Origin of the sequence: Nocardioides sp. CF8 (genome assembly GCF_000389985.1) — a bacterium.
GTDB lineage: Bacteria > Actinomycetota > Actinomycetes > Propionibacteriales > Nocardioidaceae > Nocardioides > Nocardioides allogilvus.
This window is the reverse complement of sequence record NZ_CM001852.1, coordinates 126474-138795: the sequence shown is the minus strand read 5'-3', so window position 1 is coordinate 138795 and position 12322 is coordinate 126474. Positions and strand designations below refer to the sequence as shown.

The 12322-nt window shown below is 70.8% G+C and carries 12 protein-coding genes and 2 tRNA genes; 6 read left to right on the top strand and 8 right to left on the bottom strand.

Features of this window, described 5'->3' with window-relative positions; all coding sequences use genetic code 11:
- Window positions 1–91: 91 nt before the first annotated feature.
- On the top strand, window positions 92–1912 hold the full coding sequence (locus CF8_RS00680; RefSeq protein WP_010831216.1) for a phosphoenolpyruvate carboxykinase (GTP): 1821 nt from the start codon (window positions 92–94) through the stop codon (window positions 1910–1912).
- A 119-nt stretch (window positions 1913–2031) separates the two neighbouring features.
- Complete coding sequence (locus CF8_RS00675; protein WP_051204080.1) at window positions 2032–3060, top strand: LuxR family transcriptional regulator; 1029 nt, start codon at window positions 2032–2034, stop codon at window positions 3058–3060.
- Between the two features lie 5 nt (window positions 3061–3065).
- On the opposite strand, the gene CF8_RS21790 is transcribed toward CF8_RS00675, so the two are convergent.
- The 3 genes from CF8_RS21790 to CF8_RS00665 form a co-directional block, all read right to left on the bottom strand.
- The gene (locus CF8_RS21790; RefSeq protein WP_156887118.1) at window positions 3066–3206 is read right to left on the bottom strand and encodes a hypothetical protein; all 141 of its coding nucleotides are present in this window, start codon (window positions 3204–3206) and stop codon (window positions 3066–3068) included.
- Window positions 3207–3371: 165 nt separating this feature from the next.
- Window positions 3372–3462: transfer RNA gene (locus CF8_RS00670), tRNA-Ser, on the bottom strand.
- A 93-nt stretch (window positions 3463–3555) separates the two neighbouring features.
- Window positions 3556–4005: a hypothetical protein gene (locus CF8_RS00665; RefSeq protein WP_156887117.1), complete on the bottom strand. Its 450-nt coding sequence runs from the start codon at window positions 4003–4005 to the stop codon at window positions 3556–3558.
- 115 nt (window positions 4006–4120) lie between these two features.
- On the opposite strand from CF8_RS00665, the gene CF8_RS00660 reads away from it, so the two are divergent.
- The 4 genes from CF8_RS00660 to CF8_RS00645 all read left to right on the top strand — a co-directional run bounded on the left by CF8_RS00660 (window position 4121) and on the right by CF8_RS00645 (window position 6899).
- Window positions 4121–4495, top strand: a complete 375-nt coding sequence (locus CF8_RS00660) for a hypothetical protein (protein ID WP_010831213.1) — start codon at window positions 4121–4123, stop codon at window positions 4493–4495.
- A gap of 49 nt (window positions 4496–4544) precedes the next feature.
- Window positions 4545–4632: transfer RNA gene (locus CF8_RS00655), tRNA-Ser, on the top strand.
- A gap of 18 nt (window positions 4633–4650) precedes the next feature.
- Window positions 4651–5517, top strand: coding sequence for an AAA family ATPase (locus CF8_RS00650; RefSeq protein ID WP_010831212.1), 867 nt, complete (start codon window positions 4651–4653; stop codon window positions 5515–5517).
- Entirely contained in the window at window positions 5514–6899 is a 1386-nt protein-coding gene (locus tag CF8_RS00645; protein ID WP_010831211.1) for a vWA domain-containing protein, read from the top strand. The genes CF8_RS00650 and CF8_RS00645 overlap by 4 nt, the downstream gene beginning before the upstream one ends.
- Here CF8_RS00645 and CF8_RS00640 read toward each other — a convergent pair.
- From CF8_RS00640 to CF8_RS00620, 5 genes are all read right to left on the bottom strand, one after another.
- On the bottom strand, window positions 6884–8206 hold the full coding sequence (locus CF8_RS00640; protein WP_010831210.1) for a hypothetical protein: 1323 nt from the start codon (window positions 8204–8206) through the stop codon (window positions 6884–6886). The genes CF8_RS00645 and CF8_RS00640 overlap by 16 nt on opposite strands.
- Entirely contained in the window at window positions 8203–9126 is a 924-nt protein-coding gene (locus tag CF8_RS00635; RefSeq protein WP_156887116.1) for a hypothetical protein, read from the bottom strand. Before CF8_RS00635 ends, CF8_RS00640 begins: the two co-directional genes overlap by 4 nt.
- Before the next feature lie 4 nt (window positions 9127–9130).
- Complete coding sequence (locus CF8_RS00630; RefSeq protein ID WP_036489917.1) at window positions 9131–9559, bottom strand: hypothetical protein; 429 nt, start codon at window positions 9557–9559, stop codon at window positions 9131–9133.
- Window positions 9560–9652: 93 nt separating this feature from the next.
- On the bottom strand, window positions 9653–10831 hold the full coding sequence (locus tag CF8_RS00625; RefSeq protein ID WP_036489915.1) for a pyridoxal phosphate-dependent aminotransferase: 1179 nt from the start codon (window positions 10829–10831) through the stop codon (window positions 9653–9655).
- A complete protein-coding gene (locus tag CF8_RS00620; RefSeq protein ID WP_010831206.1) occupies window positions 10828–12300 on the bottom strand; it encodes an FAD-binding protein in 1473 nt (490 codons plus the stop codon). Before CF8_RS00620 ends, CF8_RS00625 begins: the two co-directional genes overlap by 4 nt.
- Window positions 12301–12322 lie beyond the last annotated feature (22 nt).

Genomic DNA, 12322 nt, shown 5'->3' with positions numbered 1-12322 from the left:
CCACGACACCACCGTCGATGCGCTCGACGGCCGGAGGCGCCTTCGCTCAGCGAGGCGACCACCGCGAATGCGCGAGAGGGAATCCGCAGGCATGACCGCCATTTCAGAAACTTCGGCTCCGACCACCCACCAAGGAATCCTGGCGTGGGTCACCGAGATCGCCGAGCTCACCCAGCCCGACAACATCTACTGGTGCACCGGCTCCGACGAGGAGTGGGAGCAGCTCACCGTGGCCCTCGAGGGCACCGGCACGTTCACGCGGTTGAACCCCGAGATCAAGCCCAACTCGTTCCACGCGGCCTCCGACCCCACTGATGTGGCGCGAGTCGAGGACAAGACCTTCATCTGCTCGGTCGACGAGAAGGACTGCGGGCCCACCAACAACTGGATGGAGCCCGAGAAGATGAAGGACCTCATGCGCGGGCTCTACGCCGGCTGCATGAAGGGCCGGACGATGTATGTCATCCCCTTCGTCATGGGTCACCTCGACGCCGAGAAGCCGATGTTCGGCATCGAGCTCACGGACTCCGCCTACGTCACCGTCTCGATGCGGGTCATGGCGCGGATGGGCACCGAGGTCCTCCGCAAGATCGAGGAGATCGGCGAGGACGTGCAGTGGGTCCCCGCGCTCCATTCCGTCGGCAAGCCGCTGGCCGAGGGCGAGGCCGACGTCCCGTGGCCGTGCAACGACACCAAGTACATCGTGCAGTTCCCCGAGGAGCGGATGATCTGGAGCTTCGGCTCCGGCTACGGCGGCAACGCCCTGCTCGGCAAGAAGTGCTACGCCCTGCGCATCGCCAGCGTCATGGCGCGCGACGAGGGCTGGATGGCCGAGCACATGCTCATCCTCAAGCTCACCTCGCCGGCCGGCGTCACGAAGTACATCGCCGCTGCCTTCCCGAGCGCGTGCGGCAAGACCAACCTCGCCATGCTCAAGCCCACCATCCCGGGCTGGAAGGTCGAGGCCATCGGCGACGACATCGCGTGGATGCGCGTCGGCGAGGACGGTCGCCTGTGGGCCGTCAACCCGGAGTTCGGCTTCTTCGGCGTCGCGCCCGGCACCAACGAGCACACCAACCCCAACGCCATGGCGACGATCAACAAGGGCAACTCGGTCTTCACCAACGTGGCGCTCACCCCCGAGGGCGACGTGTGGTGGGAGGGCCTGGAGAACACCCCGGCCCAGGCGACGTCCTGGAAGGGCCAGCCCTGGACGCCGGACAGCGACGAGCTGTCCAGCCACGCCAACAGCCGCTACTGCACGCCGATCAAGCAGTGCGACATGCTCGCTGCCGAGTACGACGACCCGCGCGGCGTGCCGATCGACGCGATCCTCTTCGGCGGGCGTCGCAAGACCACCGTCCCGCTCGTGACCGAGGCCCGCGACTGGACCCACGGCACGTTCATGGGCGCCACGCTCTCCTCGGAGACGACCGCTGCCGCCGTCGGGGCCGTCGGCCTCGTGCGTCGCGACCCCATGGCCATGCTGCCGTTCATCGGCTACAACGCCGGTGACTACTTCAGCCACTGGATCAACATGGGCAAGGACAACGACGAGTCGAAGATGCCCAAGATCTTCTACGTCAACTGGTTCCGCCTCTCCGAGGACGGCGACTTCCTGTGGCCCGGGTTCGGCGAGAACAGCCGCGTCCTCAAGTGGGTCATCGAGCGCCTCGAGGGCACGGCCGCCGCGGTCGAGACCCCGATCGGCCACGTGCCGGCGCCCGGCTCGCTCGACATCGACGGCCTCGACATGACCCCGGAGGCCATCGAGGCCGCCCTCGCGGTCGACGTCGAGGAGTGGAAGGCCGAGATCCCGCAGATCACCGAGTGGTTCGAGAAGTTCGGCGACGACCTGCCGGCCGTCCTGTGGACCGAGCTCGACGGTCTCAAGGAGCGCCTCGGCGCCTGATCGCCCAGCGTCACCACTCCGGCCCGCCAGGATCCCTGATCCCGGCGGGCCGGAGCCGTTGTTGTGGAAAGATCGGCCGGTCATTGAAAGCCACGACGACGCTGGGAGGTGTTGTTGGCGTGAACTACGGGCCTGATGAGCGCTCCGTCTTCGAGACAGCCGCGACCGACCTCTACGAGGAGCTCGTGGGGTCAGCCGGCCTCGACGCGCAGGATCCGCGTATCCAGGAGGGTGGCAGCGCTGCGGGACCGTTCGCGCTGCTCCAGGACATCGGCCTGGTCACCTTCGACGAGAGCGAGGACCGGTGGGTGCCGGTCGATCCCTCGATCGTCCAGTCGCGCGTCGTCTCCCCGCTCGGCCAGCAGGGGGCCGAGCTGATCGCCGAGTCGGCCCAGTGGGCCAAGGCCTTCCAGGGCCTCACCCATGCGTGGCGTCGCTCGCCGGAGGCGCTGCGTGGGCCCTTCACCGAGCTGCGGGGCAGCGCGATCGGGGCCCACATCACCTCGGTGGTGGCTGACGCCGCGGAAGAGCTGCTGACGGCCCAGCCGCAGACCAACCGCGCCATGCAGCACCTGCCCGACGTGGTCGTCGAGCGGGACCGGGCGGCGCTGCGACGCGGCGTCTCGATGCGCACGCTCTACCAGCACGCCGCGCGCCGGTCGGCCGCCACGGTCAACTACGTCGCCGCGGTCACGGCCGAGGGAGCGCAGGTCCGCACCCTCGACGAGTTCTTCAACCGGTTGATCGTCGTCGACCGGCGGATCGCGATCATCCCGGGCCGCGAGCACAACTCGGCGCTCGTGGTGCGCGAGCCGTCGGTCATCGCCTACCTCGCCGACATCTTCGACCGCTCCTGGGAGCGGGCCCGTCCGTTCACCAACAAGGACACGTCGGTGGTGCGAGACATCGCCGCCGAGCAGCGGGCCATGACGATCCGGATGCTGATCGGCGGCCACGCAGATCCGAGCGGCGCTGCGCGGCTGGGCGTCAGCCCGCGCACCTATGCGGGCTACGTCTCGGAGCTGAAGCAGGAGTTCGAGGTCGATTCCCGGTTCCAGCTGGGCTACGAGATGGGGCGCCGCGGCATCACCGGTCGTGACGTGCCGTCAGGGGAGGGGCTGGGGCCGGCTCCCGACCCCGGTTTCTGATCGGGTCAGAGGTTGGAGCTGACCTCGGGCCAGGAGGTGTCGGTGCGTGCGTCAACCGTGCCAGCGGTGCCGGCGGTCAGAGCGACCGCGCCGACCGACAGGACTGCGGTCAGGGCCGCTGCTGCGATGCGTCGTCCGGAGATCATGTTTTCATCCTCTGTTGTGTGTCAGTCTGAACCGAGACCGGCCTCCATTGTCGGTGACCTGGGCCAGATGTCCATCATGGGTGACGCTGCGAGTCTGTGCATTGCACGTTCTCGCACGAGTGCCGAAATGGACTCTGGCCCCCACGGATGAGGGCCAGAGGTGGGCGGAGGCGGAGGGATTTGAACCCTCGATGGGGTTGTAGCCCCAAACCCGCTTAGCAGGCGGGCGCCATAGACCGGACTAGGCGACGCCTCCATGCTCGGGCCTCAGGGCCAGAGCACGGATGAGGTTACTAGGCGCGTCGGGCCTTTGCCGAATCGCACCCGACCCGGCCCTCGCGCAGGCTCCTCAGAGCGGCCGCAAGCCGTGTCCGCGCTGGAGATGGGCCTGCAGGTCGCGGACGAAATCCTCACGATCACCGGCCAGCAGCTCCACGGGGATGGTGGTCGTCGCCCCCGAGCGCAGGCGGAGCACGACGACGGGTGAGTCGGCCGAGGTGGTGGTGACGGCGTCCTCGACGTCCTTCCAGCGAGCGGCGGCGACGCCGACGCCGCGCACCCACTGGACGCGGTAGCCGTCCTCGGTGAACCGGACGACCCAGCCACGGCGGCCGAGGACGACCGCGCCGGTCAGCAGGGCACCGATCCCGATGAGCGCAGGAACCAGCAGGAGGGCGGTGTGCAGGTCCAGGAAGGCGACCAGCCCGGTGGTGATGAACACCAGCGCCGCGATGGCGATCAGCAGCACCCCCATCAGTCGGGCAGCGACGGGGGGAGCGACTCGGTATTCGGACGGCACGTGAGGATTGAACACAGGCGGCCGAGGTTGTGCCAATCCAGCCCTTGTCCAACTCTGTGGTGCGGGTCACACTCGGATCATCACTGTCAACGTCAACCACTCCGGGAGGCCGCGCATGACGAGTGCCACCGCCGCGTTGTCAGAGCTGCACCGCGCCCTCGATGCGCCCCGCGACGTCGGGGGCGTCGCCGCGGGCAACTGGCGCTGGACCGTGCGTCAACGCATGACCGGCGTGCGCGACGTGCTCATGCGCGAGTCGGAGCACCCCGACGACGCCTGGCTGAGCGCGCGCCGCGGCACCGCGCTGCGTGAGCGCCGCGCCCTGCTGGCCCGCATCGGCGAGCTGGGCCCCGAGGTGCTCGAGAGTCCCGACCTCGACCAGGTCCGGATGCAGGGCCTGCGACTGCTCACCGACATCAACCACCACCTGCAGCGGCTGCACGACCTGGCCTACGACGACGTCGAGCTCGAGCTGGGCGGCTCGGAGTAGCCCCACCGCATCTCCTAGAATGCTGCAGTGCCGTCCTCGGGCGGCACGAGGAGGGGTGCCGGAGCGGCCTATCGGAACCGCCTTGAAAGCGGTCGTAGCGAGAGCTACCGCGGGTTCAAATCCCGCCTCCTCCGCCAAGCGTTAGGCTCCGCCGGGTGACCTGGTTCAGCAGCCCCGACGACGCCAGCGCCCGCCTGCACGAGGCCGGTTACCTCGCGGACGCAGCGACCGCGACGACCGCCTATCTCGCCGGCGCGCTCGAGAAGCCGCTGCTGGTCGAGGGCCCCGCGGGCGTCGGCAAGACCGAGCTCGCGAAGGCAGTGGCCCGCTCCACGGGCGCCGAGCTGATCCGGCTGCAGTGCTACGAGGGCCTGGACGAGGCCCGCGCGCTCTACGAGTGGAACTACAAGAAGCAGCTGCTGCGCATCCAGGCCAGCGGTGCCGACCAGGCGTGGAGCGAGACCCACGACGACATCTTCACCGACGAGTTCCTGCTGACCCGCCCGCTCCTGACCGCCATCCGCCGCGAGGAGCCGACCGTGCTGCTCATCGACGAGGTCGACAAGACCGACGTCGAGGTCGAGGGGCTGCTGCTCGAGGTGCTGTCCGACTTCCAGGTCACCATCCCCGAGCTGGGCACCGTGTCCGCGACCCGCCGGCCCTTCGTCGTCCTCACCTCGAATGCCACCCGCGAGCTGTCCGAGGCAGTCAAGCGTCGTTGCCTCTACCTCCACCTCGACTATCCCGACGCCGAGCGGGAGCGCGAGATCGTCACCTCGCAGGTCCCCGGCCTCGACGACGCCGTCGCCAAGCAGCTGGTCGACGTGGTCGCCCGGATGCGCGAGCTCGAGCTGAAGAAGGCGCCCTCGATCGCCGAGTCGGTCGACTGGGCGCGCACCTTGATCGCGCTGGAGATCGGTGACCTCGACGAGGCGGCGATCCAGCGCACGCTGGGTGTCGTCCTCAAGCACTCCTCCGACCAGGCACGCGCGGTCAAGGAACTGAGACTGGCCGGGAAATGACCCTGCTCGACACCCACATCGGCTTCATCGAGGCGCTGCGCTCGGCGGGCCTGTCCGTCTCACTCGCCGAGGGTCTCGACGCGATCGAGGCGATGCGACGCATCGGGTGGGGAGAGCGCGACGTGGTGCGCACGGCGTACGCCGCCACGCTGGTCAAGAAGCAGGCCCAACGCGTCACCTTCGACGCGATCTTCGACCTCTACTACCCACGACTGGTCGGCGTCGGGGTGGTGGGCGAGCCGGAGTCCGACGGCGTGCGCGACAACGGGGCGGCGCTCACCAGGTTCACCGACGAGCTGGCCGACGCGCTCGCCGACACCGACGCGGAGGGTCAGCGGCTGCAGGATCTCGCGGTCGAGGCGGTCGGCAGGTTCGGCGCGATGCCCGGCCGTGGTCCGGGGCTGTCCAGCTGGTCGGCGTACACCGCTCTCCAGCGCGTCTCCCCGGAACAGCTCATCGGGCAGCTGGTCGCCGGGCTGATGGCCGACGGCATGGTCGAGGAGGACGCCGAACGGATCGCCGGGCGTCGCATCGGCTCCTTCACCCGCCTCGTGGAGGACGACGCGCGTCGCCGCATCGCGGAGGAGAAGGGACCCGAGCACGTCGCGAACATCGTGGTCCGACCGACCATCGACAGGCTCGACTTCACCGCGGCCCGCCGCTCCGACCTGGAGGAGATGCGGCGCGAGATCTATCCCCTCGCCCGCCGGCTCGCGACCCGGCTCACCAAGCAGCAGCACGCGCGCCGCCGCGGGGCGCTCGACTTCCGGCGCACGGTCCGCGCGTCGTTGTCCACCGGCGGCGTGCCGATCGAGACCCACCACCGCCCGAAGCGACCCCACCGCACCGAGCTCGTCGTGCTGTGCGACGTCAGTGGCTCGGTCGCCAACTTCGCGCAGTTCACCCTGCTGCTCGTCTTCGCGCTGCGCGAGCAGTTCCACAAGGTGCGCGCCTTCACCTTCGTCGACCACGTCCACGAGGTCACCCACCACTTCACACCGGGCGGGGACGTCGTCGAGGTCATGGAGAACCTCGCTGCCAGCACCGCCCACGCAGCGCTGTGGGGGCGGACCAACTACGGCCGCGCCTTCACGAAGTTCGCCGAGGAGCACGCCGACGCCCTGGGGCCGAAGACGTCGCTGCTGATCCTGGGCGACGCGCGCTCCAACTACAGCGACCTCGCGCTGCCCGTCCTGCGTGAGCTGGAGGACGCGGTGCGGCACGTGTGGTGGCTCAACCCCGAGCACACCCGGCACTGGGGCACCGGTGACAGCGCGGCCCCGGCCTACGGCGAGATCGTGCCGATGGTGGAGTGCCGCAACCTCACCCAGCTCGAGGAGTTCGTCTCCGCGATCTCGATGGGGACTCAGCCGGCGAGGTAGCCCAGCTCGGTGATCCGGCGGATCTCGGCGCGCAGGCCCGGGTGCTGGGCCGAGTCGGCCGCGCGGCCGCCGGCGACGTAGGGCTGCTCGCCCGCGTCGGCGCCGTCGTAGACGACCGTGACGCGGTTGGCGACGTCGGCGTTGATCAGCGACCCGAGGAGCGCGACCGGGTCGGCCCGGTCCTCCAGGGAGAGCACCCGTGTCTCCTCCGGGATGGAGGGCACCTGGGCGGACGGGGCGCCGGCGGTGACGACCTGGTCGACGACGAAGGCCGGCGAGGCGGCCGCCGACGCGATCTCGGCCGCCGCTGCGCCGCCGTACGACGAACCGACGAGCATCACGCGGGCGCCCGGTTCACCGTCGACGGCCTGCTCGATCGCGCGCACGACCTGACGGACGTAGGTCGTGTTGTCGTTGCCGACGAGTCGCAGGCGACCACCCTCGTGGGCCTTGTTGCCGGGGAGGTAGGCGATGTAGCGGCCCGCGCCGATGCGCTGGACGCTGATCCGGCGATCGGCGGTGGTCAGCTTGACCATGAGGTCCTCGATCGAGGCCGGGAGGGCCGCGTCGGCGGCGGGCTCGCCGGCGGGATCGGCGGGGATCTCCGCGAACCCGGCGGCCGCGTCGCGCAGTGCGGAGGCCGCGTCGGTGGGGAAGGGCTCGACACCGATCGCACGCAGGCCGCCGCGCGCGGCAGCGGCGCCGCTCTCCGAGGACATGACGCCGGCCGTGAGCAGCGAGCGCATCTGCAGGCCCTCGAGCAGCCCGCCACCGTCGGTGAGGTGCTCCATCAGCTCGGGGTGGCTGTCGGCCAGCTCGTTGAGGTAGGCCGCGACACCGTCGCGGTCGAGCGAGTCGGTCTCGATCAGGCCCGCCGACACGATGGCGCCACCGAGGGCCACCTCGGGAGCGAGGTAGCCGATGGCACGACCCGCGATGGAGCCGAGGGTCTTGAAGGCCGCGGCCTGCAGCTCGTCGATCCACTGGTAGGTGAGGACCGTGGCCCGCACGACGAGGGCGTCGGCATCGAGCTCGACCGAGCGGGTCAGCAGGCCGTGCTTGCCGGTCGTGGCGGCGCGGATGTCTTCCTCGGCCTGGGCATGGGTCGCCTCCGAGAGCTCCGCGGAGTCCGCCACGTCGGGGTCGGCGAGGATCGCGCCGCCGAGCCGGGCACGCTCGCGCATCTCGGCACCCGAGGCGTCGAAGAAGTCGGCGAGCGCGAGCATCTGGTGGTACTTGTCGGCCTCGACGGCGGCCTCGGAGATGCGTCGGCCGCCGGGGGTCTGGGCGTGCGGGGGAGTGCTCATGCGATCACCTGGGCGAGGACGGGCGCGAGCTCGGTGGCGAGATCGGCGGGGAGGGTACGGCGCACGCGGAGCCTGGACTCGGCATCGGTGGTGTGCGGCGAGAGGGAGTGCCAGCCGTCGGCCAGCAACACCCACGACACCAGGCCGACGTCGGTCGCCTCCTCGTCGGACACCCGGGCGGCCAGCACCCGGAGCCGGCCACGGCCCTCGGTGTGGATGGCGCCGACCGCGGTCGCGGCGACGGTGTCGTCGAGGGGCTCGGCCCGGCCGTCCGCGATGCCGTCGCCGTGCTGGCTCATCAGCACCGGCACCAGGTCGGACCGACCGGAGCGCAGCGCCTCGCCGATCGCGTCGACGAGGTGGAAGGGCAGGTCGATTTCCTCGGGGACCGAGGACTCGCCCAGGGCGACGTCGCCGGGGATGGCGGCCACGCGGGCGAGCTCACCGGGCCACTGGTCGGCGGCGAACCACGCGAGCTCGAAGACCAGTCCGTCGCTGGTGGCCAGCGTCGCGACCGCGCCGCCGGCCTGCCGGTGCCAGGCCTTGACCTGGGATCCGGGGGCCGCGACGTCGAGGTCGAGGGCGAGCGTGGGGGTGGCGAGCAGGCCGATCGCGCCGGTCAGGCCGGGGTCGATCCCCTCGTCGGTGATCAGGCCGCGGCGGCGCAGCGACTCGTCGGCGTCGTGGAGCGAGGCCAGCGCGGCGGCGTACGCCTGGTCCTCGGCGGAGCCGCGGGACTGGCCGAGGCGGCCCTCGAGGCCGGCGGGACCCGAGGCCTCGACGAGGTCGAAGGGGAGGGGCGCGTCGCCGGCGAGGCTCGCGACGTGGCGCAGCTCGGGCAGCGTGAGGGCGATGCGGCGGGGCAGGCCGTCGAGGAAGCTGGCAGCCGCGGGCGGGGGCGTGGTCAGGTCGATCGTCACCATGTCAGAGTCCCGGCAGTTCGACGCTCAGCCAGTCCTTGTGACCGGCCGGAGGGGGAGTGAAGGCGGCGAGGACGGCATCCTCGTCCGCAGGGTGTGCCTCGCCGTGGGCTTCGAGCGCTGCGATCCGTGAAGCGGCGTCGGTCATGAGGGACTCGGCGCGGTGGCGGGTCGCCTCGATCGCCTCCTTGCGGGCGTCGACCTCGGTGAGGTGGCGAGCCAGCGAGTCGGCGGCCGTCTCGTGGTGGCCGGCGGCGACACGCAGGTGGTTGGCGCGCTCCTTGATGCGGGTGCGCATGGCCTCGGCAGCCCGTCCGTGCCAGGGGACGCTCTCGGCCTGGGCGACCAGGCGGTCGGCTGCGGCGCGGATGTCGCCGCCCTGCTCGCGCAGCTGGGCGACACGCTTTCGCGATGCGGCTGAGTCGCCGTACATCGGATCACACCTTTCTTCGTCGTCCCCGTGCATTACCTGTGCACCGCCCTTCCCCGGGCGGGTGGATCTCAAACCCGTCAGGTGGGTCTGCTTTCACATGACCTGTGCGGGCAGCCAGTCCCCGAGGCGCTCGAGCCCGAGCCGGACCGCCTCCTGCGGCCCGGCGAAGCTGAGCCGCACGTGGCGATCGCCCACCTCGGTGTCGAAGTCGATGCCGGGTGCGAGCGCGACCCCGGTCTCGGCCAGCAGGCGGTGGCAGAAGGCCATCGAGTCGTCGGTCAGGTGGCCCACGTCGGCATAGACGTAGAACGCGCCGTCAGCCGGCGCCAGGCGGTCGATGCCGAGGGAGGCGAGGCCGTCCAGGAGCAGTCGCCGGTTGCCGGCATAGCGTTCGACGTGGGAGTCGAGCTCGGCGTACGACGCGTCCGTGAACGCCGCGACGCAGGCCCACTGTGCGATCACCGGCGGACAGATCGTGAAGTTGCCGGTGAGGATGTCGACGGCCCGGCGCAGCCGCTCGGGGACCAGCATCCAGCCGATCCGCCAGCCGGTCATGGAGAAGTACTTCGAGAACGAGCTGAAGACGATCGCCTCGCGCGACGTCTCCCACGCGCTGCGCGACAGGGCGGGCGAGGCGTACTCGATGCCGTGGTAGATCTCGTCGGAGACCAGCTGCACCCCGGCGTCCTCGCACCAGCTCGCGATCGCGGCGAGCTCGGCGGGCAGCAGCATGGTGCCGGTCGGGTTGGCCGGGCTGGCGATGACCAGCCCCTTGATGTCGCCGCACGCCTCGAGCTGCTCGACGGTGGGCTGGAAGCGGTTCTCGGGCCCGCACGGGATCTCGACCACCTGGCACCCCAGCGCCGTCAGCACGTTGCGGTAGCAGGGGTAGCCGGGCCGCGCCATGGCCACCCGGTCACCGGGCTCGAAGGCCGCGAGGAAGGCGAGCAGGAAGCCGCCGCTGGAGCCCGTCGTGACGACCACGTCGTCGGCACTCACGTCGATCCCGTGCTGACGCCGGTGGTGTACGGCGATCGCCTCCCGCAGCTCCGGGACGCCGGCCGCCACCGTGTAGCCGAGAGGGTCGGACCCGCCGAGCAGCCGGATCGCCTCGTCGCGCACCGGCTGCGGTGCGCCCGTGCTGGGCTGGCCGGCCACGAGGTTGACCAGGTCGCCGTGGGTGCGCTGGCGCTCGGCTGACGCGGCCAGCAGGTCCATGACGTGGAACGGCGGCACGTTGGCGCGCTGGGCCACGGCCAGGCGGGAAGTCATGCAGGCAATGTAGATGCGGCGGCATGACGCCCGGCCCGCCGGCCGAAGTAGGAGCCCTCGCCGAGCTGGGTGCCGGAGGAGTAGCCGGCGCCGTCCTGGGCGATGTTGGCCGCGCAGGCGCCGGCGGCGTAGAGGCCGGTGATGACGTTCCCGCCTTCGGACAGGACGCGGCCGTCGACGTCGCACGCCATCCCGCCGAGGGTGAAGCCGGCGTAGAGCGCCGAGCCCAAGGTGAGGTCGAAGGCTCCCCACGGCCCCTGGTCCTGCGGGGCCAGCCAGTCGGGGTGCTTGTGAAACTCGGGGTCCTCGCCGGCGTGCGCGTGCTCGTTGTAGGCCGCCAGGGTGGAGACGAGCGAGCCGGTCGGCAGCCCGAGCCCGGCCTCCATCTCCTCGACCGTCTCCCACCCGTCGATCAACGGGCACAGCGGCATCGCGGGCTCGGCCATGTGTGCGCTGTCGAGGATGAGGTAGGCGGCGGAGCCGGGCTGCTCCATCACGTGGGAGGACGTCCGCGAGTGGTAGGAGTCCTCGGCGACGAAGCGCCGGCCCTCCTGGTTGACGACGATGCCCTTGACGAAGTCGGAGGGCGGGTAGAACGGAGCGGTGATGAAGGCCTCGTCCATGTGCTCCCACGCGGCGCCGACGGACTTCCCGAGGCGCAGCCCCAGCCCGTCGTCGTAGGTCGAGCCGAGGGTGAAGAGCTTGGAGCCGAGCGAAGGCGTGTGGGCGGCGACCATGTCGGGGTTCATCACGAAGCCCCCGGCGGCGATCACCACCGAGCCGGCGCGCACGACGCCGGTCTCCTCGAAGCGCCTCCACGCGACACCGACGACGGCACCGGACGCGTCGGTCACGAGGTTGGTCGCACCGGTCTCGAAGCGCACCTCCGCGTCGGTCTCGGCGATCCGCTCGGCCAGCAGGTCGAGCACCAGCCCGCCACCGCCGGTGTCACCCGGCCTGGGCACCTTGTGCCCGCGGGGTGCAGGCGTCACCCGGTCGCGGAACGGCCAGACCTTCTCGTTGCCGGTGAACATCAGCCCCTCGGTGCCGGGCTGGATGACGGCCTTGCCCGGGAAGAACGACCGCTCGAACTCGAACCCCAGTGCCTCGAGCCAGTCGAGGTGGGCGGCCGACTCGTCGGCGTACGCCCGGATCTTGACCGGATCGGGCGAGGGCGTGACGGCCATCAGGTAGTCGAACATCGCGTCGGGTGAGTCGTCGTGTCCGGTGGCGCGTTGTACGGCGGTGCCGCCGCCGAGGTAGAAGTGGCCGCCCGACATCGACGACGTGCCGCCGTGGACGGCCGCGCGCTCGAGCAGCAGCACCCGGGCGCCGGCGCGGGCCGCCTCCAGGGCCGCGCACGCGCCTGCCATCCCGAAGCCGACGACGACGACGTCGAAAGCCTCCGCTCCTGCCAGCGACGACTCGTCCAGCACGGACGGCAGCGCGGTGCCCTTGGTCTCGACCATGGCGCCAGACTAGAACACGTTG